This is a genomic window from Burkholderia sp. AU44665, assembly GCF_030504405.1.
Classification (GTDB): Bacteria; Pseudomonadota; Gammaproteobacteria; order Burkholderiales; family Burkholderiaceae; genus Burkholderia; species Burkholderia semiarida.
Window position 1 is genome coordinate 72984 of record NZ_JAUJRI010000001.1, and the last position, 21459, is coordinate 94442.

Consider the following 21459-nt stretch of genomic DNA (forward strand, 5'->3'; position numbering starts at 1 on the left):
GATGGCGGCACGTGAAGGGCGCGCGCCGCTCGCGCGGCGCGCTGCAATCTATGGTGTCGTGGGGCTGGCGGCGATTGCCGGCGTCGCGATGTGGAGCGGTGCGGGATCGCATCGAGGCACGGGCGCGACGAGTGATGCGCAGGATGCGGCCGCGGTCGGGGGCGTAGCCACCGCCGCACCGCAGGCCGCCGCGCCGGCGAGGGCGGGCCTGCCGCCGTCGCTCGCCGGCTCCAGCGCGCCGCGGTTGCCGCTCGATGCAGGCGGCCATCTCGCGAAATCGCGCGCGGTGCGCGATTTCTTCGACTATTGCCTGACCGCGCAGAGCGACCTGAGCGCGGCCGCGCTCGACGCGTTCGTCGCCCGCGAAATCGCCGCGCAGCTCGACGGCACGGTGGCGCAGGCCGAGGCGCTCGACGTGTGGCACCGGTATCGCGCGTATCTCGACGCGCTCGCCAAATTGCCCGATGCCGGCGCGGTCGACAAGTCCGACCCGGGTGCGTTGCAGCTCGCGCTCGACCAGCGCGCGTCGCTTGTGTACCGCGCGCTCGGCGACTGGAGCCAGCCGTTTTTCGGCGCGGAGCAGTGGCGGCAGCGCTACGACCTCGCACGATTGAAGATCGTTCAGGATCGCTCACTCACGGACGCGCAGAAGGCCGAGCGGCTCGCGGCGCTCGAACAGCAGATGCCGGCCGACGAACGCGCGGCGCGGCAGCGGGTGGAGCGGCAGCGCGCCGCGATCGACCAGATCGCGCAATTGCAGAAGAGCGGCGCGACGCCCGACGCGATGCGCGCGCAACTGACGCAGACCCTCGGCCCCGAGGCGGCCGCACGCGTCGCGCAGATGCAGCAGGACGACGCGTCGTGGCAGAGCCGTTACGCGGACTACGCGGCGCAGCGTGCGCAGATCGAGTCGGCCGGCCTGTCGCCGCAGGATCGCGACGCGCAGATCGCCGCGCTGCGGCAGCGCGTGTTTACGAAGCCCGGCGAAGCCGTGCGCGCGGCATCGCTCGATCGTGGAGCGGGAAGCGCGCATTGATCCGCGCGCCGCCGCGCGCGGCGGGCGTCATGCCGCGCGCGGGATGTTGCGTGGCAGATGTTGCTCGATGGCACGGGCGAGCGTGTCGAACGCGGGCCGGATGCCTTCGTGCGGGACGCATGCATAGCCGAGCAGCAAACCCTGCCGCGCGGTATCGGCATTGCTGTAGTAGCTGGTGAGCGGGCGCACGATCACGCCGGCGTCGAATGCACTCTGCGTGACCGTGCGATCGTCGCACGCATCGGGCAGGCCGAGCACCAGGTGCAGGCCGGCCTCGTCGCCCATCACGGGCAGCGCGTCGCCGAAGCGCGCGCGGATCGCGTCGATCATCAGTTGCCGGCGCTCGCCGTACAGCGTGCGCATGCGTCTGACGTGCGACGTGAGGTGGCCGTCCATGATGAATTCGGCCAGCACGGCCTGCTGCATCAGCTGGCCTTCGCGGTACAACTCCGACAGCCCCGTGCGGAAGGTGTCGACCAGATGCTCGGGCACGACCATGTAGCCCATCCGCAGCCCCGGGAACAGCATCTTGCCGAGACTGCCGACGTAGATCACGCGGCCGCCGTCGTCGAGCCCCTGCAGCGACGCGAGCGGGCGGCTGCCGTAGCGGAATTCGCTGTCGTAGTCGTCCTCGATGATCCAGCAGCGGTGCTGGCGCGCATATTCGAGCAACATGCGGCGCCGCGCGAGGCTCATCACCATCCCGAGCGGGTACTGGTGCGACGGCGTGACGAGCACGAGCCGCGGCGGATGCTGCATGTCGCTCGCGCGCGGGTCGAGCCCTTCCTGGTCGACCGGCACCGGCGCGAGCGTGAGGCCGGCCGCCTGCAGGACGCTGCGCACGCCCCAGTAGCACGGCTCCTCGACCCACGCGCGATCGCCGATGTCGGACAGCAGCCGCACCGCGAGGTCGATCGACTGATGGATGCCGGTCGTGATGATCACCTGGTCCGGCGAGCATTTGACCGAGCGCGCGACGCGCAGGTAATCGGCGAGCGCGCGCCGCAGCGGGCGGTAGCCGCCGCCCGGCGCATAGGTCAGCAGTTCCGGATTGGCCTCCTTCCACAGCCGCGCCTGCAGGCGGCTCCACGTGCGGCTCGGGAATTCCGACACGTCCGGCACGCCCGGCATGAAGGCGCCCCACTGGCGCCGCGAGACGCCCGCATGCTCGACCAGTTGCCGCCCGCGCATCGACAGGCTGCCCTGCGCGTCGGGCGGCGGGAGTTCGCCGGCCGTTGACGGCGGCGCGGCGCCCGGTACGCGGATCGCGGCGGCGTCCGGCCGCGTGTCGGCCACGTAGGTGCCGCTGCCGGTGGTCGTCAGCACGTAGCCTTCGGCGGTCAGCTGGTCGTACACGTGCAGCACGGTATTGCGTGCGATCGACAGGTCGCCCGCGAGCGTGCGCGAACTCGGGAGCTTCGTCCCTGGCCCCAATTCCCCGGTCAGGATGGCCTGCTGCATCAGTTGCAGCAACTGCCGGTACATCGGCTCGGACGAGCTGCGGTCCAGACGGGCGGACAGCCAGTCGGCGAGGATCACGGTATCCAAAGTGGTCCTACTAGGAATATTGAAATGGTTCCCTAGTATAGAACCGTGCGGGCCGTATAGTGGCTCGCATCTCAAAATCAATTGGCGCGGAACCAGGGGACAGCACGATGAAGTCCGATGATGTAATCGTCAGCTTTCGCGGCGTGCGGAAGACCTACGACGGCGAGACGCTGGTCGTCAAATCGCTCGACCTCGACATCCACCGAGGGGAATTCCTGACGCTGCTCGGGCCGTCCGGCTCGGGCAAGACCACCTGCCTGATGATGCTGGCGGGCTTCGAGTTCCCGACGGGCGGCGAGATCCGCCTCGACGGCGAGCTGCTGAACAACGTGCCGCCGCACAAGCGCAACATCGGCATGGTGTTCCAGAACTACGCGCTGTTTCCGCACCTGACGGTCGAGCAGAACGTCGCGTATCCGCTGACGGTGCGCAAGCTGCCGGCCGGCGAGCGCGCGGAGCGCGTCGCGCATGCGCTGAAGATGGTGCAGATGGAGCGCTTCGCGAAACGCTATCCGGCGCAACTGTCGGGCGGCCAGCAGCAGCGCATCGCGCTGGCGCGCGCGCTCGTGTTCGAGCCGAAGCTGGTGCTGATGGACGAGCCGCTCGGCGCGCTCGACAAGCAGTTGCGCGAACACATGCAGTACGAACTGAAGGCACTGCACGAAAAGCTCGGCGTGACCTTCGTGTACGTGACGCACGACCAGGGCGAGGCGCTGACGATGTCCGATCGCGTCGCCGTGTTCGACAAGGGCATCGTGCAGCAGCTCGACACCGTCGACCGCCTGTACGAATCGCCGTGCAACGAATTCGTCGCGAACTTCATCGGCGACAGCAACCGGCTGCGCGGCACCATCGCGCGCGTCGACGGCGAATTCTGCGAGTTCCGGCTCGACGACGGCACGAAGCTCGTCGGCCGCCATATCGGCGAGGCCGCCGAGGGCGCGGCGGCCGTCGCGTGCATCCGCCCCGAACGCATGAGCCTCGCCAACGGCCTCGCGAACGGTCACCAGAACGGCGCCGCCGCCAACCGCGTGACCGGCGAGGCGCGCAGCCTCATCTATTTCGGCGATCACGTGCGCATGCGCTGCGCGCTGCCGGGCCAGGACGAATGCTTCGTGAAGGTGCCGCTCGGCACCGGCGCGCTCGACGCGTTCTCGCCGGGCGCACCCGTCTCGCTTGCGTTCTCGCCCGAACACCTGCGCGTGTTCGCGTGAGCATGGCTCACCCGGTTTCCCGTAGCACGTCGTCAACAACAAAGCCCACTTCCACCACGAGAGGAGAGGAACCATCATGAAACGAGCAAGCTTTACCGCGCGCCGCACGGCGCTCGCGCTGGCGCTGGTCGCGTTCGGCGCATCGGCCGCCGCGGCCGAACTCACGGTCGTCAACTTCGGCGGCGCGAACGGCGACGCGCAGAAGGTCGCGTTCAACCAGCCGTTCGAGAAGGCGACCGGCAACAAGGTCACGGCCGTCGAATACAACGGCGAGCAGGCGAAGGTGAAGGCGATGGTCGAGGCGAAGCACGTCAACTGGGACGTGGTCGAAGTCGAATCGGGCGACCTGAACCGCGGCTGCGACGAAGGGTTGTACGAGAAGCTCGACTGGTCGAAGATCGCGAAGAAATCCGACCTGATTCCGGAAGCGCCGCAGGTGTGCGGCGTCGGCTTCTTCGTGTGGTCGACCGCGCTGTCGTACAACGCGGACAAGCTGAAGACCGCGCCGACCGGCTGGGCCGATTTCTGGAACGTGAAGAAATTCCCCGGCAAGCGCGGGATGCGCAAGGGCGCGCGCTACAACCTCGAATTCGCGCTGATGGCCGACGGCGTCGCGACGAAGGACGTCTACAAGGTGCTCGGCACGAAGGCCGGCCAGGATCGCGCGTTCAAGAAGCTCGACGAGCTGAAGCCGTACATCCAGTGGTGGGAAGCGGGCGCGCAGCCGCCGCAGTTCCTGGTGGCCGGCGACGTCGTGATGTCGACCGCGTACAACGGCCGCATCGACGCCGCGCAGAAGGAAGGCAAGAACCTGAAGGTCGTATGGAACGGCAGCATCTACGACCTCGACTACTGGGCGATTCCGAAGGGTTCGCCGAACAAGGCGCTCGCCGAGCAGTACATCGCGTACACGCTGACGCCGAAGCCGCAGCAGGCGTATGCACAGCATATCGCGTACGGCCCGACGAACGTCGCGGCGATCAAGTCGCTCGACGCGAAGACGCTCGCGAACCTGCCGAACTCGCCGGCCAACGGCAAGAACGCGGTACTGGAGGACATCGGCTTCTGGACCGACCACAGCGACGAGCTCGAACAGCGCTTCGCCGCGTGGGCAACGAAGTAACCGGTCGGGCATCCTGAAGGATGCCGTGATGCAACCGGCCGCGCGACGCGTCGAACCCGTCGCGCGGCCTTCCGCCGGAACGTGCCCGGCCGGAGAGAACCGTTGAATACGATCACGATCGCGCCTTCCTCGCCGTCGACCGCCGCGCTCAAGCGCGAGCTGAAGGCCGCCGAGGCGCGCAAGCGCACGATGGCGCTGCTGCTGGTCGCGCCGCTCGCGATTTTCCTGCTGCTGATCTTCGTCGTGCCGATCGGCACGCTGCTCACGCGCGCGGTGCAGAACCCGGAAATCGCGACCGCGTTGCCGAACACGGTCGCCGCGTTGTCGGGCTGGGACCGCAAGACGCCGCCGGCGGACGCCGCGTATGTCGCGCTCGCGGCCGACATGACGAAGGTGGCCGACAGCGAGGCGATGGGCGCGCTCGCACGGCGCCTGAACACCGAGATTCCCGGCTATCGCTCGCTCGTCGCGAAGACGGCGCGCGCGATGCCGTTCAAGGGCGACGGTAACGCGGGCGACGCGGCGCTGACGCCCGCGCAGGCGCGCGCGAAATTCATCGATCTCGATGCGCGCTGGGGCGAGCCCGCGTACTGGCAGGCGATCGCGAAGAACGGCAGCCAGGTGTCGCCGTTCTATCTGCTCGCCGCGCTCGACCACAAGCAGGACGGCTTCGGCCATATCGTGCAGGCCGATCCCGATCAGTCGATCTACCTCGCGATCTTCGGGCGCACGTTCGTGATCGGCATCGCCGTCACGCTGTTCGCGCTGCTGCTCGGCTATCCGCTCGCGTACTGGATCTCGACGCTGTCGGAACGGCGCGCGAACCTCGTGATGATCCTCGTGCTGATTCCGTTCTGGACGTCCGTGCTGGTGCGCGTCGCCGCATGGATCGTGCTGCTGCAGAGCGAAGGGCTCATCAACACGGCGCTGATCGGCAGCGGGCTGATCTCGCATCCGCTCACGCTGCTGTTCAACCGCGTCGGCGTGTACATCTCGATGACGCACATCCTGCTGCCGTTCATGATCCTGCCGCTTTACAGCGTGATGAAGTCGATTCCGCCGACCTACCAGCGTGCGGCCGTGTCGCTCGGCAGCCATCCGTTCGCCGCGTTCTGGCGCGTGTACGTGCCGCAGACGTATCCGGGCGTCGGCGCGGGCGCGCTGCTCGTGTTCATCCTCGCGATCGGCTACTACATCACGCCCGCGCTGCTCGGCGGGCCGAACGACCAGATGGTCAGCTACTACGTCGCGTACTTCACGAACGTGACGATCAACTGGGGCATGGCGTGTGCGCTCGGCGGGCTGCTGCTCGCGGCGACGCTCGTGCTGTATGCGGTGTACGGGCGCTTCACGCGCTCGAACGTGAGCCTCGGCTGAGCGCCGGGCACAGGAAAACGGGAAGGGGATGCCGACCATGAAACTCGCCAGGCCGCTGTTCGCGCCGCACATGTCGTTCGTCGAGCGCGCGTGGTACGTCGCATTGCGCGTGCTCGTCGTGCTGACGCTGCTGTACCTGATCCTGCCGGTGCTCGCGATCGTGCCGCTGTCGTTCTCGTCGAGCACGTTCCTCGTGTATCCGATTCCAGGCTTTTCCACGCGCTGGTACGAGAACCTGATCGCGTCGGACGAGTGGCGAATGGCCGCGAAGAACAGCTTCATCGTCGCGCCGTCGGCGACCGTCGTCGCGACCGTGCTCGGCACGCTCGCGGCCATCGGCCTGACGAAGGCCGACTTCCGCGGCAAGGCGTTGCTGATGGCCGTGCTGCTGTCGCCGATGATCGTGCCCGTCGTCGTGGTCGGCGTCGGCATGTACCTGTTCTTCGCGCCGCTCGGGCTCGCGAATACCTACACGGGGCTGATCGCCGCGCACGCGGCGCTCGGTGTGCCGTTCGTCGTGACGACGGTGGCCGCGACGCTGCAGGGCTTCAACCAGAATCTCGTGCGCGCGAGCCTGTCGCTCGGCGCGAACCCGGTGTCGACCTTCTTCCGCGTGACGCTGCCGGTGATCGCGCCGGGCGTGATGTCGGGCGCGCTGTTCGCGTTCGCGACGTCGTTCGACGAAGTGGTCGTCACGCTGTTTCTCGCGGGCGCGGACCAGACGACGTTGCCGCGCCAGATGTTCACGGGCATTCGCGAGAACATCAGCCCGACGATCGCCGCGCTCGCGACGATCCTGATCATCTTCTCGACAAGTTTGCTGCTCGCGCTCGAATGGCTGCGCGGCCGCAATGCGCGGCGTGCGGTGTCGTAAATGGCGGCGGCCGGCCGCGTGCCGTCCGGCGGGGCCGCGAGTGCGCGGGTCGTTGCGTCTGCATCGATGCCGCGCGCCCGCCGCGGCGCGCCGAATCTTTCGTTTCGCTGACTGACGAGGCGGCCGCCTGCACGTTCGATGCGGCTCTGCAACAATACGGCTCGGGGTGCCGCGCGTTCCCGTGCTGCTGCACGGAGCGTCCGGCGCCGCGCCGCTCAATCCGCGACGCCGCGCGTCGCTCGTCAGCCGAGCCCATCTTGTCCGAATTCGCTTCCCCCGCCGGCGCGCACGAGCCGGCCGTCAACTGGCGCGCGATGTCCGCCGTGCTGCTGGCCGTCGCGCTCGCAACGCTCGACACCGCGATCGCGAACACCGCGCTGCCCGCGATCGCCGCCGACCTGCACGCGTCGCCGGCCGCGTCCGTGTGGATCATCAACGCGTACCAGCTCGCGATGGTCGCGACGCTGCTGCCGTTCGCATCGCTCGGCGACATCGTCGGCCACAAGCGCGTGTATATCGCCGGGCTGGCGGTGTTCACGCTGGCGTCGCTCGGTTGTTCGCTCGCGGCGACGCTGCCGATGCTGACGGCCGCGCGCATCGTGCAAGGCTTCGGCGCGAGCGCGATCATGAGCGTGAACGTCGCGCTGATCCGCGGCCTGTTCCCCGCGCACCGGCTCGGGCGCGGCGTCGGCTTCAACGCGCTCGTCGTCGGCGTGTCGTTCGCGGTGGGGCCGACGATCGCGTCGCTGATTCTCTCGGTGGCCGCATGGCCGTGGCTGTTCGCGGTGAACGTGCCGCTCGGCGTGTTCGCGCTCGCCGTGGCGATTCCGTCGCTGCCGCGGACGGCGCGCGGCAAGCATGTATTCGATCCGGTCGCCGCGCTGTTCAACGTGATCACGTTCGCATCGCTGATCTTCGCGCTCGGCGAATTCGCGCAGCGCGGGCCGCGCTCCGTCGTGTTCGCGGCGGCCGCGGTGGCATTCGCGTTCGGCTGGCTGCTGATCCGCCGCCAGGCCGGGCACCCGGCGCCGATTCTGCCGATCGACCTGTTTCGCCGGCCCGTGTTCACGCTGTCCGCGCTGACCGCCGTGTGCGCGTTCGCCGCGCAGGGGCTCGCGTTCGTGTCGCTGCCGTTCTATTTCGAAACCGTCCTGCATCGCAGCGCGGTCGAAACGGGCTTCCTGATGACGCCGTGGTCGGCGGTCGTCGCGCTCGCCGCGCCGATCGCGGGGCGGCTGTCGGATCGTTATCCGCCCGGGCTGCTCGGCGCGATCGGCCTCGCGCTGCTGAGTGCGGGGATGGTGTCGCTCGCCGCGCTGCCGGTGTCGCCCGGCGTCGTCGACATCGGCTGGCGGATGATGCTGTGCGGCGCGGGCTTCGGCTTCTTCCAGTCGCCGAACCTGAAGGCGCTGATGTCGAGCGCGCCGCCCGAACGCAGCGGCGGCGCGAGCGGGATCATCGCGACCGCGCGGCTGATCGGGCAGGCGACGGGCGCGGCGCTGGTTGCATTGTCGTTCGGGATCGCGGGCCGCCACGGGCCGACGCTTGCGTTGATGCTCGGTGCGGGGTTCGCGGGCGCGGCGAGCGTCGCGAGCGGGCTGCGGCTGTTCGCGCCGTCGCATCGGGCCGGCGCGCCGGTCGTGTCGGAGCGCGTGAAGGAGCCGGCGGCGGAGTAGCGCGCGGCACGGTCACAGCCGGCGCGCGGCAAGCCATCGCCGCGCGCCGGCTTTCATGCATCGCTCAGAACCCGCCCGACTTGATCAACTGGTTGAGGTTCGCGATGTTCAGGCTGCCGAAGCCGGTCGTCAGATCCCAGCCGGTGCCGGCCTTGTAGCCATACCCCTGATAGCCGTTGTTGCCCGACACGACGTCATAGCGCACGAGCGACGGATGCGACGGAATGTCCGCATAGAAGTTGCCGGCCGGGAAGCCGAGGCCCGTGCCGTTCGCCGCGAGCAGCCGCGCCCAGAAGCCCGTGAAGATCGGTGCGGCGAGACTCGTGCCGCCGATCTGCTGCAACTGGCCGTAGTTGTAGATGTACGCGCCCGTGCTTTGCGCGGCATCGAACGCGACGTCCGGCAACCGGCGATTGCTGCCCGATTGCCACGACGGCGCGGGCAGGATCGAGCTGACGCCGCCGCCCGTTGCCCACAGCTTGCCGTTCGAATCGAGCCCTTCGTTCCACACGGTCTCGTTCGAGAACGCACCGGCCGACGTCGTGTACAGCGTCGTGCCGCCGATCGCGAGCACGTGCGGCGACGAAGCCGGCCACGACACCGTGTAGTTCGAGCCGTCCGGATAGCCGCGGTTGTTGCACTCGTACACGCCTTCGTCGCCCGACGATACCGAGAACGTCTGGCCCTGCGCGGCTGCCGTCGTGAAGATCTGTTCCTCGGCGTCGAGCGTGCCGTCCGCGTCCGCATCGGTTTCGCACCAGCCGAGCGAGACGTTGATCACCTTCGCGGTGTTGTCCGACACCGCGCGGTTGAACGCCTGCGTGAGGCCGGTGTTGCCGGCGGCGTTCAGGTCCGCCATGTAGAACACGAGCTTGCCGACCTGGCCGCCGGCCGAGCCGACGATCGACTGGCTGTCGAGATCCCATTCGCCCTGGCCGTCCTGGTCGTCGGCGTAGCTGCCGCCCGTGCCGTTGGTCTTGATGGTCTGCGTGGAGACCGTGCCGTAGCCGTTGCTCGACGTGAACTGCTTCAGGTCCTGCAGCGTCTGCGACACGCCGCCGATCGTGATGATGCCGACGGTCACGCCGGCGGCGGTCGGCACGCCGGTCGCGTTGTAGAGGCCCGGGAATTCCTTCGGATAGTGGCCCGTCGCCGTGCCGGCGGCGAGTGCCTGCGGCTTCGCCACGTTGCCGATGCGCAGCATCGGCCGCGCCCGCGCGACACTTTGCAGCCCGAGCACCGAGCCGACGACGTCGCCGAGTGCGCGCGGCACCTGCGCGGTCGACGTGTTCGCGAAACCCGAGCGGCCCGCGTACTGGAAGTGCACGAGCGACGTGTTGAACGCGGCCTTCACCGTGCCGGCCGTGCCGCTGGCGGAGACCAGCAGGCGGTTCGGCGCGACCTCGACATTCGTGAAGCCGCTCTTGTGCAGATAGTCGACGACCGACTTCACCTGCGCATCGGTCGGCGCGTAGTCCGCGAGGAACTGCTCGTGCGTCAGGTACTGGCGGTAATGCGCGCTGCCGGGCCGGTTCACGTCGCGCGCCAGCTGCTTGAGCTGCGCGGCGTTGCGCAGCTTCAGGCTGACGACGACGTTGGTCGTCTCGCCGGCCGCGAGTTCGAGCGACGGCGCCGCACTGCGCGCCATCAACTGCGGGCCGGTCAGAAAGGCTTTCGTATGGGTATCGACCCAATCCGTCGCCGCATGCGCCGCAGCGGCGGCGAACACGAGCGGAGCCACGCACGCCAGGCGGCGGGGCGACGGAAGGGGAAGGGCAAACCAGGCGTTCCTTTTCATCGGGAGTCCTTTTTTAGGAGAGGCGACGTTACTGGAACCCCCGGCCCTTGTGGGGCCGCGAGCGGTGACGAGCGTAGGGCGTCGATGCCGTTCGGGTAGCTGCCAGTTTCCATAGCTGTCAGTTCTGACAACCGGACGCATGGCGGGCACGCGCGGCGGCGTACGCGACGGCGATGGTGGGCCCGGTGAGCGAACCGGTTTGCGGTACGACGGCGCGGCAACGCGCGTCGCTCGCACACACGAGCCGTTCGTTGCAGCATCGGAATGTGCGCGGTCCCGGAAGGGCGTGCCGCATGGATGCATGGCGTGTGCGTGTCAATGGCTGCGCGCCGTATCGCACTATGTGGTCATTGGAAGCGACTCGTCAGGAACGGATTCGCGCATGCACAACGACGGGGCCGGTGGAGCCCGGATGTTTCCCGAACTGTGGAACAGCGCGCCGGACAGTCTTGCAGGCGGCTTTCGGATCGCGTGGCGCGACTGCGGATTAGAGGAGAGTCTCGAATTCGACGAAGGCCGCGCGCCGGCGCGACCGAGCGATGCGTGCGCCGAATCGAACGGCGCCGTTCGCGAAATCCCGCCTTGACTCGAGCCGATCAGCGGATATTCTTGAATCCATAACCACAGAGTTATGAATTGTGACCGATATGCAGAATGCACACGACACGCTTTTCCGGACACTCGCCGATCCGACGCGCCGCGCGCTTTTCGAGCGGCTGTGCGCGGAGGGCGAGCTGACGGTTGCCGCGCTCACGGCCGATGCGGGCGTGTCGCAGCCGGCCGTGTCGAAGCACCTTGGCGTACTGAAGCAGGCCGGGCTCGTGAACGACCGTCACGAAGGCCGGCAGACGCACTACAGCGCGCAGCCGCAGGCGCTGGCCCCGTTGATCGACTGGACGAGCCAGATGGCGGGCTTCTGGCGGAGCCGGTTCGATGCCCTTGAAGATCTGCTCAAAAGGATGGATCAGTAATGAACCAAGCCACTACCGAAACACGCTCCGTCGTCGTCGACCGGGAGCTGCCCCATCCGCCGGAGAGGATCTGGCGCGCGCTCACCCAACCGCACCTGATCGAGGCGTGGCTGATGAAGAGCGACTTCGAGCCCGTCGCGGGCCGGGCGTTCAGCTTCCGGGCGGACTGGGGCTCGGTCGACTGCACGGTCCTCACGATCGAGCCGCACCGCGCGCTGTCCTATACGTGGGCGGCCCACGGCCTCGAAAGCGTCGTGACGTGGACACTCACGCCGACGCCGGCCGGCACGCGCCTGCGCATGGAGCAGGTCGGCTTCCGGCCCGATCAGGAGCAGGCGTATCGCGGCGCGCAGTACGGCTGGGTACGATTCCTCGACGCGCTCGAACAGGTGCTGGCGCGCCCCGACGCGCAAACGGAGGCCCGCGCATGAGTACGCGTGCCAACGAGCTGCAACCGTCCGAGCGCATCGACGCGCTGATCGCCGGCATCGCCGACTGGCGCAGCGAGACGCTCGCCGACCTGCGCCAGACGATCCTCGATGCGCAAGCGGGCATCGTCGAGGAATGGAAGTGGATGGGCAGCCCCGTGTGGTCGTGCGACGGGATGATCGCGGTCGCGAACGCGCACAAGGGCAAGGTGAAGCTCACGTTCATGCACGGCGCGCACCTGCCCGATCCCGACGGGCTGTTCAATGCGGGCCTCGAAGGGAACGCGCGTCGCGCGATCGATCTTGTCGAAGGCGACGAGATCGACAAGCGGGCCTTGAAGCACCTCGTGCGTGCGGCAATCGAATACAACCGCATGCATTTGAAGAAGAACGCGCGAGGGGCGGCCGCGAAGGCGCGCGGCGACAAGGCGGCGTAAGGCCGCATCGAGCACCGGCGAAAAAAAGCCCGACACGAGGTCGGGCATCCAAATCGGCCGCAACCGCCCGCGAGGCGGCTGCGGCACCTGCAACAGGCAGCGCTTACGCTGCGAGCAGCGAGCGCAGCACGAACGGCAGGATCCCGCCGTGCTTGTAGTAGTCGACTTCGATCGGCGTATCGATGCGCAGCAGCACCGGCACGCGCTGCGTTTCGCCGTTCTTGCGATGGATCACGAGCGTGACGTCCTGCTGCGGCTTGAAGTCGTCGCCGAGGCCTTCGATGTCGTACGTCTCTTCGCCGGTGATGCCGAGCGACTGGACGCTGTCCGCGCCCTTGAACTGCAGCGGCAGCACGCCCATGCCGACCAGGTTCGAGCGGTGGATGCGCTCGAAGCTGCGTGCGATCACGGCCTTCACGCCGAGCAACTGCGTGCCCTTCGCGGCCCAGTCGCGCGACGAGCCCGTGCCGTACTCCTCGCCCGCGAACACGACGGTCGGCGTGCCGGCGGCGACGTACCGCATCGCCGCGTCGTAGATCGACTGCTGTTCGCCGCTCGGCTGGTGGATCGTCAGGCCGCCTTCGACGCGCGTGCCGTCCGGCTTCGCCGGGATCATCAGGTTCTTGATCCGGACGTTCGCGAACGTGCCGCGCATCATCACGTCGTGGTTGCCGCGGCGCGAGCCGTAGCTGTTGAAGTCGGCCTTCTGCACGCCGTTTTCCTTCAGCCACTTGCCGGCCGGCGAATCTTCCTTGATCGAGCCTGCCGGGCTGATGTGGTCGGTCGTGACCGAATCGCCGAAGATGCCCAGCGCGCGCGCGCCCTTGACGGTCGGGATCGACGCGGCCGGTTCCATCGAGAAGTCGTTGCCGAAGAACGGCGGCTCGGCGATGTACGTCGATTTCGGCCAGTCGTAGACCTCGCCCGTTTCGCCCTCGATCTTGCTCCAGAGGTCGCCCTTCTTGGTCAGCTTCGAGTAGTTGTCCTCGAACTTCTTCGGATCGAGCGCGAACTTGAGCAGCGCGTGGATCTCGTCGCTCGTCGGCCAGATGTCGCCGAGGTAGATGTCGCGGCCGCCCTTGCCCTTGCCGACCGGCTCGGTCATCAGGTCGCGCGTGATGTTGCCGGCGATCGCGTACGCGACGACGAGCGGCGGCGACGCGAGGAAGTTCGCGCGGATGTTCGGGTGGATGCGTGCTTCGAAGTTACGGTTGCCCGACAGCACGGCCGCCGCGACGATGTCGTTCTTCGTGATCGCTTCGTTCAGCTCCGGCGTCAGGTCGCCCGCGTTGCCGATACAGGTCGTGCAGCCGTACGCCGCGACTTCGAAGCCGAGCTTCGACAGGTAGGGCAGCAGGCCCGTCTTCGTCAGGTATTCGGTGACGATGCGCGATCCCGGCGCGAGCGAGGTCTTGATCTTCGGATCGACCGTGAGGCCGGCCTCGACCGCCTTCTTCGCGAGCAGGCCGGCCGCCAGCAGCACGCTCGGGTTCGACGTGTTCGTGCACGACGTGATCGCGGCGATCAGCACGTCGCCGTTCTTCACGTCGACGCCGTTGCTCGTCGTGTACTGCGTGTTCAGGTCTTCCGCCTTCTTCGCGAAGCCGTTTTCCGCGACCGGCTTCGAGAACAGGTCGGTGAACGTCGACTTCACGTGGCCGATCTCGATGCGGTCCTGCGGGCGCTTCGGGCCCGCCAGCGACGGCGCGACCGTCGCGAGGTCGAGCGTCACCGTCTTCGTGTAGTCGATGTCGCCGGCCTTCGGAATGCCGAACAGATTCTGCGCCTTGAAGTAGTTTTCGAACGCGGCGATTTCGGCCTTCGTGCGGCCCGTGCCTTCGAAGTACTCGATCGTCTTTTCGTCGACCGGGAAGAAGCCCATCGTCGCGCCGTATTCCGGCGCCATGTTGCCGATCGTCGCGCGGTCCGGCAGCGACAGCGAGCGCGTGCCTTCGCCGAAGAATTCGACGAACTTGCCGACGACCTTCTCCTTGCGCAGCATTTCCGTGATCGTCAGCACGAGGTCGGTGGCCGTCACGCCTTCGCGCAGCTTGCCCTTCAGCTCGACGCCGACGACGTCCGGCGTCAGGAAGTACACCGGCTGGCCGAGCATGCCGGCTTCCGCCTCGATGCCGCCCACGCCCCAGCCGACCACGCCGATGCCGTTGATCATCGTCGTGTGGCTGTCCGTGCCGACGAGGGTGTCCGGGTAGTACACGGTGTCGGCGCCGTCCGTCTTCTTGTGGACGCCGCGCGCGAGGTATTCGAGGTTCACCTGGTGGACGATGCCCACGCCCGGCGGCACGACCTTGAACGTGTCGAACGCCTGCATGCCCCACTTCATGAACTGGTAGCGCTCGTTGTTGCGCTGGAATTCCAGCTTCATGTTCAGGTCGAGCGCGTCCTTCTGGCGGAAGTAGTCGATCTGGACCGAGTGGTCGACGACGAGATCGACCGGGACCAGCGGCTCGATCTTCTTCGGGTTCTTGCCCGTGCGCTCGGCGACGCCGCGCATGGCCGCGATGTCGGCGAGCAGCGGCACGCCCGTGAAATCCTGCAGCACGACGCGCGACACGACGAACGGAATCTCGTCGACGCGCTTCGCGGTCGGCTTCCAGTTCGCGAGCTGCTCGATGTGCTCTTCGGTGATTTTCTTGCCGTCGTAGTTGCGCAGCACGGACTCGAGCACGATGCGGATCGACACCGGCAGGCGTTCGATCTTCGTCTTCAGTTCCTTGCCGAGCTGCGGCAGCGAGTAGAACTTGCCTTTGCCGGAACCGCTGTCGAATTCCTTGAGGGTCTTGTGGAGATTGTGGGCCATGGTGATTTTCCTGGGTTTGAGGCTAGGAAACAAAGAGTCCTGTATCTGACGGCTAGATCATATACAGATCGACGTACTCATCGACCGGCATCGCTTCGAGCTTTGCCTGGTCCAGCGACACGTCGAGAATCGCTTGTTGCTGCTTGGCCGGAAAGCGGCGGGCGAGGTTGGTCCTGAACTTCTCGACCAGCAGCGGGATGCCGTCCGCACGGCGCCGCCGATGGCCGAGCGGGTACTCGACCGCCACTTCGGCAAGCTTCGATCCGTCCGTGAACTCGATCGTCAGCGCATTCGCGATCGATCGCTTGTCCGGATCGTGATAATCCTTCGTGAATTGCGGATCCTCGACGCACACGGTCTTCGCGCGCAGCGCGTCGATGCGCGGGTCCGCCGCGGCCGAGTCTTCGTAGTCGGCCGCGGTCAGCCGGCCGAACAGCAGCGGCACGGCGACCATGTACTGGATGCAGTGGTCGCGATCGGCCGGATTGGCGAGCGGGCCCTGCTTGTCGATGATGCGGATCGCGGCCGCATGCGTGCGGATCGTGATCCGGCCGATGTCGTCGGTCGTGCGGCCCGCCGCGGCGAGCCGTGCGTGCAGCAGCAGCGCGGCCTCGGCGGCCGTCTGCGCATGGAATTCGGCGGGGAACGCGATCTTGAACAGCACGTTTTCCATCACGTACGTGCCGTACGGGCGCTGGAAGCGGAACGGCTTGCCGTCGAACAGCACGTCGTAGAAGCCCCAGGTCTTCGCGGTGAGCGCCGACGGATAGCCCATTTCACCCGTTTTCGCGATCAGCGCGAGGCGCACCGCGCGGGACGTGGCGTCGCCGGCCGCCCAGGATTTGCGCGAACCGGTGTTCGGCGCATGGCGGTAGGTACGCAGCGCGTGGCCGTCGACGAACGCGTTGGACACCGCGTTGATCAGCTCGTCGCGCGTGAGCCCGAGCAGGCGCCCGACGACGGCCGTCGATGCGACCTTCACGAGCAGCACGTGGTCGAGCCCGACCGCGTTGAACGAATTCTCGAGGGCGAGGCAGCCCTGGATCTCGTGGGCCTGGATCATCGCGACCAGCACGTCGCGCATCGCGAGCGGCTTGCGGCCGGCCGCGCGGGCCGTGCGGGAGAGCCAGTCGGCCGTCGCCAGGATCCCGCCGAGGTTGTCGGACGGATGACCCCATTCGGCGGCGAGCCAGGTGTCGTTGAAGTCCAGCCAGCGGATCATCGCGCCGATGCCGAACGCGGCCTGGACGGGATCGAGCTGGAAGGACGTGCCGGGCACCTTCGCGCCGTTCGGCACGATCGTGCCGGGCACGACGGGGCCGAGCAGCTTGGTGCAGGCAGGGTAGGACAGCGCCTCGAGTCCGCATCCGAGCGTGTCGATCAGGCAATGACGCGCCGTCTCCAGCGCGAGCGCGCTGTCGATGCCGGTGTTCAGCACGTAGTCGACGATGTCGACGAGTACCGTATCCGGAGCAGGGCGGACGTTGGAGACCGGGGCGGACATCGAGGGGCCGAGAGCGGAAAAACGCGCGCTTAGTTCGTTGCCGGCTTCAGTTCGTTCGCCTGCGTCGGCGCTGCGCCGCCTTGCGCCATTTCCGGCGTCACGCACTCGTCCGCGAGGCGCTCGCCGCCGTTCGCGTCGGAGAACAGCATCGCCTTGGTCGGGATCACGACCAGCTTGAAGCCTGCTGCCGGATCGTAGAACGTGTCGGCGCCCGTCGTCGTGGTCTGGCGCGGCAGCTTGTAGTTCTTCTTCGCCCAGTGAACCGTGACGACCTGGTCGCGCTTCATGTCGCCGGCGAGATCGAACGACAGACCTTCCTTGCAGGACCACTTGACCGCGCCTTCCGGCACCGGATCGACCTTGGCGGCCGCGCGCGCCTGCGCCTTCTTGCTGCGCGGGATGATGCGCTTGGCCGGCGCCGGGCGCTTGGCCGCTGCCTTCTTCGCGGTCGTGGTGGCCGTACCCTGGGCAAACGCGCTCGGAGCCGACACCAGCATCGTGGCGGACAAGGCGCCGATGGCGGTAGCGATCAGGAGTTTCTTCATGGAGTCAGAACCTTTCGATAATCAGTTGACAAGGGCCGGCAATCGACACTGCCGGCCGGTTTGAAACTGCACGCGCCCCGAAAGCGCGCAGCGGCCGCTATTTTCACCTATTTGGCCGCGCATATATCAGGTTTTCGGGCTCCGTTACGTTTTTTGTCGTTTCGCAAACGTCTGCCGGCTCGCGTGCCGGCGGATGCATGCAACGCGTGGCTCGGCCGGCGGCGCGCACTCAATGCGCGACGCCCGCGGCGGCCGGGCCGAACAGCGGCGCGGCCTCGGACGGTACGGGCTGGCCGGTGGCCCGCGCACGGCGCAGCACCGACCAGTAATAACGATAACTCGCGCGATCGTGCAGCGTATCGCCGTGGCGCGTCGGGCCCCAGTCGGCGGCCTGCGCGGCCAGCAGGATCTCGGCGGCCAGCGCGACTTCGTCGGTGCGCGGGGCGAACGCGTCGACGATCGGGCGGATCTGCGCGGGGTGAATGCTCCACATCCGCGTGAAGGCGAATTCGTCGCGCGCGCGGCGCGCATCGCCGGCGACCACGCTCATGTCGCGCACCTCGGTCGTCACATTGTGTGACGATGTTTTGCCGTGTGCGTGACAGGCCGCGGCGATTTCCAGCTTCGCGCGGCGCACGAGCGGGTGATCGAACTGGCCGGGCGAGCGCATCGCGGAGTCGGGGATCGCGCCGTGGTGCGCGGAGACGAAATCCATCAGCCCGAAGCTCAGCGTGCCGACCGTCGGCAGCGCGGCGAGGGCGGCCGCCTGCGCGAGCGCGCCGTGCGTTTCGACCAGCACGTCGACAGGGATCGGTTGCGCGATGCCGAGCTCGCGGCGCGTGCCTTCGATGAACGCGGTCATTTCGGCCGCGTCGGCGGCGTTCGCGATCTTCGGCAGCGTGATGTAGGCCGGTACGCGCGCCGCGCGCAGCACGATGCGCACGTCGTCGCGCCAGTGCGGGTGGGAAAAGTCGTGGATGCGCACGCCGACGCGGCCGAAGCGGTTCTCGGCGCTGCCGAGCAGGTCGGCCACGAGCGCCGCGTGCGCGGCTTCCTGGCCGACGGCCGCGCCGTCCTCGCAGTCGAGCGTGAGGTCGAACACGGGACCCAGCTCGGCCTGCAGTGCGAGCGACTTGCGCATCAGCTTCTCGCTGCCCGCGTAGTGATCGCAGCAGGGCAGGATCGCGGGCGGGGACGCCCCGTCGTAGAGCACTTGTGCAGGAGTGAGCGCGGCCATCTCTTCTACGTCAGGGAAGCGGGTCAACGTGGAGAAAATCGGATTCGGGCAGGTTCTGGGCCGGCGAGAGGTGGCGCGAGGCGGCAAAACGTGCGCGAATCGGATCGCTCGGCGCGGGGCGGCGGCATGCCGGCCCGCCCCGAAGCCGGGCGCCCGAAGGCCGCCCGGCCCGATGCGTGATGCTTAGTTCTTCAGCAGGTGGGCGACGCCGTCGCGCTCTTCGAGCAGCTCGGCCAGCGTGCCGTCCATCTTCTCGCGCGAGAACGCGTCGATTTCCAGGCCCTCGACGCGCTTGTATTCGCCGTTTTCGCAGGTGACCGGCACGCCGTAGATGATGTCTTCGGGGATGCCGTACGAGCCGTCCGACGGGATGCCCATCGTGACCCACTTGCCGTTCGTGCCGAGCACCCAGTCACGCACGTGGTCGATCGCCGCGTTCGCCGCCGACGCTGCCGACGACAGGCCGCGCGCTTCGATGATCGCCGCGCCGCGCTTGCCGACGGTCGGGATGAACGTGTCGCGGTTCCACACGTCGTCGTTGATCAGCTTCAGCAGCGATTCGCCTTCGGCGGTCGCGAAGCGGAAGTCCGGGTACATCGTAGGCGAGTGGTTGCCCCACACGGCGAGCTTCTCGATCGACGCGACCGGCTTGCCCGACTTGGCGGCGAGCTGCGACAGCGCGCGGTTGTGGTCGAGGCGCAGCATGGCCGTGAAGTTCTTCTTCGGCAGATCCGGCGCCGACTTCATCGCGATGTACGCGTTCGTGTTCGCCGGGTTGCCGACGACCAGCACCTTCACGTCGCGGCTCGCGACTTCGTTCAGCGCGGCGCCCTGGACCGTGAAGATTTCGGCGTTCGCCGACAGCAGGTCCTTGCGCTCCATGCCCTTCGAGCGCGGACGTGCGCCGACCAGCAGCGCGACGTCGGCATCCTTGAACGCGACCTTCGGATCGTCGGTGATCACGACGCCCGCGAGCAGCGGGAACGCGCAATCGTCGAGTTCCATCACGACGCCTTTGATGGCGGCTTGGGCTTGCGGGAGGTCGAGCAGTTGCAGGATGACCGGCTGATCCTTGCCGAGCAGGTCGCCGTTCGCGATGCGGAACAGCAGGGAGTAAGCGATTTGACCTGCGGCGCCGGTGACGGCAACGCGCTTTGCGGGCTTAGCCATTGAAAATCTCCAGGACGGGTGAAGCGTTGGACGCGAGCGAAAACGCCATTCTATGCGCGTTGTGCGTAGCGTTGCATTGAAGCAGGGCGGAGGACTCGCGATGGCGGACGCGGTGAACCTGGAGACGGCCGTGGCACGTAGCCGGGGACGCGCTGTTGCACCCGCGAACCCTTGCTCGACCGGGAGTGTAGGAGCCGTCACGCGCAAAGTCAAACGGTATCATATGTCTTATATAAGACAGATGTTTTGCGGAAATTGAGTGGACGAAAAAGTGCGGTTTGTGATGAAATGCGCGCCATGACATCGAACCAGGCGAACACCGCGAATCAGACCGGCGCAGGCGGCCCAGGGCAGCCGGGCGCGGGCGATCCCGCGGCTTCGCCCGCGGCGGCCGCGTCGCCGACGTTCAGCCCGTTATACCAGCAGATCAAGTCGTTGATCACACAAAGTCTCGAATCCGGCGAATGGAAGCCGGGCGAGATCATCCCCAGCGAAGTGGAGCTCGCGGCCCGTTACAAGGTCAGCCAGGGCACCGTTCGCAAGGCGATCGACGAGCTGGCCGCCGAAAACCTGGTGGTCAGGCGGCAGGGCAAGGGTACTTTTGTTGCAACGCACAACGAGGATCGCGCGCAATTCCGCTTTCTGCGTCTGCTGGCCGACGACGGCGCCGAGCACCCGCACGTGAGCCGTCTGCTCGAATGCCGGCGCCTGCGCGCGCCGGCCGAGATCGCACGGCAGCTCGACCTGAAGCCCGCCGACCCCGTCGTGCAGGTGCGCCGCCTGCTGGAGTTCGACGGCGAAGTGACGGTGCTCGACGAGATCTGGCTGCCGGGCGCGATGTTCCGCGGGCTGACGTTCGAGCGGTTGAGCGAATACAAGGGGCCGCTCTACGCGATGTTCGAGACGGAGTTCGGTACGCGGATGATCCGCGCGACGGAGAAGATCCGCGCGGTCGCGGCGGATCCGGCGGTGGCCGACCTGCTGCACGTGCCGGCCGGTTTCCCGCTGCTGTCGGTCGAGCGCGTGTCCTATACGTACGGGGACCGGCCGGTGGAAGTGCGCCGCGGCTGGTATGTCACAACCGGGTACTACTATCAGAATGACTTGAGCTGACGACGTTCGGTTCAGCCGCGTGCATTCGCGTTTCCCACGCTCGCGAAGCACGTTTCGGGCCGCCTTTGTTCGTGTTCGCGCAATTATCCAGAGCAGACTTTCGCTGCAGCGCGATATGAAAAGGCGCTAAAATCGCGGATTAGTGTGACAACATAGTAGGGGTCTAGCATGACTGACGCAGTAAGAAAGCCGAGGCCGGAATACCGGAACATCGGAATCGGCGACATCACGTTGAAGTATCGCATGCCGCTGGCGGCGATACTGTCGATTCTCCACCGAGTCAGCGGCGCGCTGCTGTTCCTGTTCCTGCCGTTCTTGCTGTTCCTCTTCGACCAGAGCCTCACCTCCGAGCTCAGCTTCGAGGTCTTCAAGCAGTTCCTCTCCAACATCGTCGTCAAGCTGATCGTCCTCGCGTTGTCGTGGGCCTTCTTCCACCATTTCTGCGCCGGCATTCGCCACCTGCTGATGGACGTCAACCACGACGCCGTCTCGAAGGAAGGCGGCAAGCGGACGGCCGTCGTCGTCTTTGTCGTCTCGATTGCGCTGACGATCGCCATGGCACTCAAACTGTTCGGAGCATTCTAAGA

General features: G+C 67.3%; 18 protein-coding genes. 11 read left to right on the plus strand and 7 right to left on the minus strand.

Annotated features, from left to right (window positions below):
• Position 1 precedes the first annotated feature (1 nt).
• On the plus strand, positions 2–1036 hold the full coding sequence (locus tag QZM15_RS00325) for a lipase secretion chaperone (RefSeq protein WP_302105555.1): 1035 nt from the start codon (positions 2–4) through the stop codon (positions 1034–1036).
• 27 nt (positions 1037–1063) lie between these two features.
• Here the strand turns inward: QZM15_RS00325 and QZM15_RS00330 are convergent, their stop codons facing one another.
• Positions 1064–2584 carry a PLP-dependent aminotransferase family protein gene (locus QZM15_RS00330; protein WP_060967746.1) on the minus strand — a complete coding sequence of 507 codons (1521 nt, stop codon included), beginning with the start codon at positions 2582–2584 and terminating at the stop codon, positions 1064–1066.
• A 107-nt stretch (positions 2585–2691) separates the two neighbouring features.
• Here QZM15_RS00330 and QZM15_RS00335 point away from each other — a divergent pair, with 107 nt between their 5' ends.
• The 5 genes from QZM15_RS00335 (at position 2692) to QZM15_RS00355 (ending at position 8848) form a co-directional block, all read left to right on the plus strand.
• Entirely contained in the window at positions 2692–3798 is a 1107-nt protein-coding gene (locus QZM15_RS00335) for an ABC transporter ATP-binding protein (protein ID WP_059582835.1), read from the plus strand.
• 76 nt (positions 3799–3874) lie between these two features.
• On the plus strand, positions 3875–4921 hold the full coding sequence (locus QZM15_RS00340; RefSeq protein ID WP_060967745.1) for an ABC transporter substrate-binding protein: 1047 nt from the start codon (positions 3875–3877) through the stop codon (positions 4919–4921).
• A gap of 102 nt (positions 4922–5023) precedes the next feature.
• Positions 5024–6298 carry an ABC transporter permease gene (locus QZM15_RS00345; protein WP_099317242.1) on the plus strand — a complete coding sequence of 425 codons (1275 nt, stop codon included), beginning with the start codon at positions 5024–5026 and terminating at the stop codon, positions 6296–6298.
• 37 nt (positions 6299–6335) lie between these two features.
• Complete coding sequence (locus QZM15_RS00350) at positions 6336–7172, plus strand: ABC transporter permease (RefSeq protein WP_059583143.1); 837 nt, start codon at positions 6336–6338, stop codon at positions 7170–7172.
• Between the two features lie 257 nt (positions 7173–7429).
• Positions 7430–8848 carry an MFS transporter gene (locus QZM15_RS00355; protein ID WP_124860656.1) on the plus strand — a complete coding sequence of 473 codons (1419 nt, stop codon included), beginning with the start codon at positions 7430–7432 and terminating at the stop codon, positions 8846–8848.
• 64 nt (positions 8849–8912) lie between these two features.
• On the opposite strand, the gene QZM15_RS00360 is transcribed toward QZM15_RS00355, so the two are convergent.
• The gene (locus QZM15_RS00360) at positions 8913–10646 is read right to left on the minus strand and encodes a protease pro-enzyme activation domain-containing protein (protein WP_124860654.1); all 1734 of its coding nucleotides are present in this window, start codon (positions 10644–10646) and stop codon (positions 8913–8915) included.
• A 647-nt stretch (positions 10647–11293) separates the two neighbouring features.
• Between QZM15_RS00360 and QZM15_RS00365 the strand changes: the two genes are divergently transcribed.
• From QZM15_RS00365 to QZM15_RS00375, 3 genes are read left to right on the plus strand one after another with little or no spacing between them, the layout of a single operon-like run.
• Complete coding sequence (locus tag QZM15_RS00365; protein ID WP_059582824.1) at positions 11294–11617, plus strand: helix-turn-helix transcriptional regulator; 324 nt, start codon at positions 11294–11296, stop codon at positions 11615–11617.
• Complete coding sequence (locus tag QZM15_RS00370; RefSeq protein ID WP_124860652.1) at positions 11617–12048, plus strand: SRPBCC domain-containing protein; 432 nt, start codon at positions 11617–11619, stop codon at positions 12046–12048. Before QZM15_RS00365 ends, QZM15_RS00370 begins: the two co-directional genes overlap by 1 nt.
• Complete coding sequence (locus tag QZM15_RS00375) at positions 12045–12482, plus strand: DUF1801 domain-containing protein (RefSeq protein ID WP_124657191.1); 438 nt, start codon at positions 12045–12047, stop codon at positions 12480–12482. Before QZM15_RS00370 ends, QZM15_RS00375 begins: the two co-directional genes overlap by 4 nt.
• Before the next feature lie 103 nt (positions 12483–12585).
• Here the strand turns inward: QZM15_RS00375 and acnA are convergent, their stop codons facing one another.
• The 5 genes from acnA to QZM15_RS00400 all read right to left on the minus strand — a co-directional run bounded on the left by acnA (position 12586) and on the right by QZM15_RS00400 (position 19759).
• Positions 12586–15303, minus strand: a complete 2718-nt coding sequence (acnA, locus tag QZM15_RS00380) for an aconitate hydratase AcnA (RefSeq protein ID WP_059582818.1) — start codon at positions 15301–15303, stop codon at positions 12586–12588.
• Between the two features lie 52 nt (positions 15304–15355).
• The gene (locus QZM15_RS00385; RefSeq protein WP_059582817.1) at positions 15356–16807 is read right to left on the minus strand and encodes a bifunctional 2-methylcitrate dehydratase/aconitate hydratase; all 1452 of its coding nucleotides are present in this window, start codon (positions 16805–16807) and stop codon (positions 15356–15358) included.
• A gap of 29 nt (positions 16808–16836) precedes the next feature.
• A complete protein-coding gene (locus QZM15_RS00390; protein ID WP_059582813.1) occupies positions 16837–17352 on the minus strand; it encodes a hypothetical protein in 516 nt (171 codons plus the stop codon).
• A 229-nt stretch (positions 17353–17581) separates the two neighbouring features.
• The gene (locus QZM15_RS00395; protein WP_059582810.1) at positions 17582–18589 is read right to left on the minus strand and encodes a CoA ester lyase; all 1008 of its coding nucleotides are present in this window, start codon (positions 18587–18589) and stop codon (positions 17582–17584) included.
• Positions 18590–18772: 183 nt separating this feature from the next.
• Positions 18773–19759 (minus strand): malate dehydrogenase, encoded by a 987-nt coding sequence (locus tag QZM15_RS00400; RefSeq protein WP_302105556.1) that lies wholly within the window; start codon positions 19757–19759, stop codon positions 18773–18775.
• 297 nt (positions 19760–20056) lie between these two features.
• Here QZM15_RS00400 and QZM15_RS00405 point away from each other — a divergent pair, with 297 nt between their 5' ends.
• Together QZM15_RS00405 and sdhC are read left to right on the plus strand one after the other, a co-directional pair.
• Positions 20057–20872, plus strand: a complete 816-nt coding sequence (locus tag QZM15_RS00405) for a GntR family transcriptional regulator (RefSeq protein ID WP_059583137.1) — start codon at positions 20057–20059, stop codon at positions 20870–20872.
• 168 nt (positions 20873–21040) lie between these two features.
• Positions 21041–21457, plus strand: a complete 417-nt coding sequence (sdhC, locus tag QZM15_RS00410) for a succinate dehydrogenase, cytochrome b556 subunit (protein WP_040139410.1) — start codon at positions 21041–21043, stop codon at positions 21455–21457.
• Positions 21458–21459: the final 2 nt, after the last annotated feature.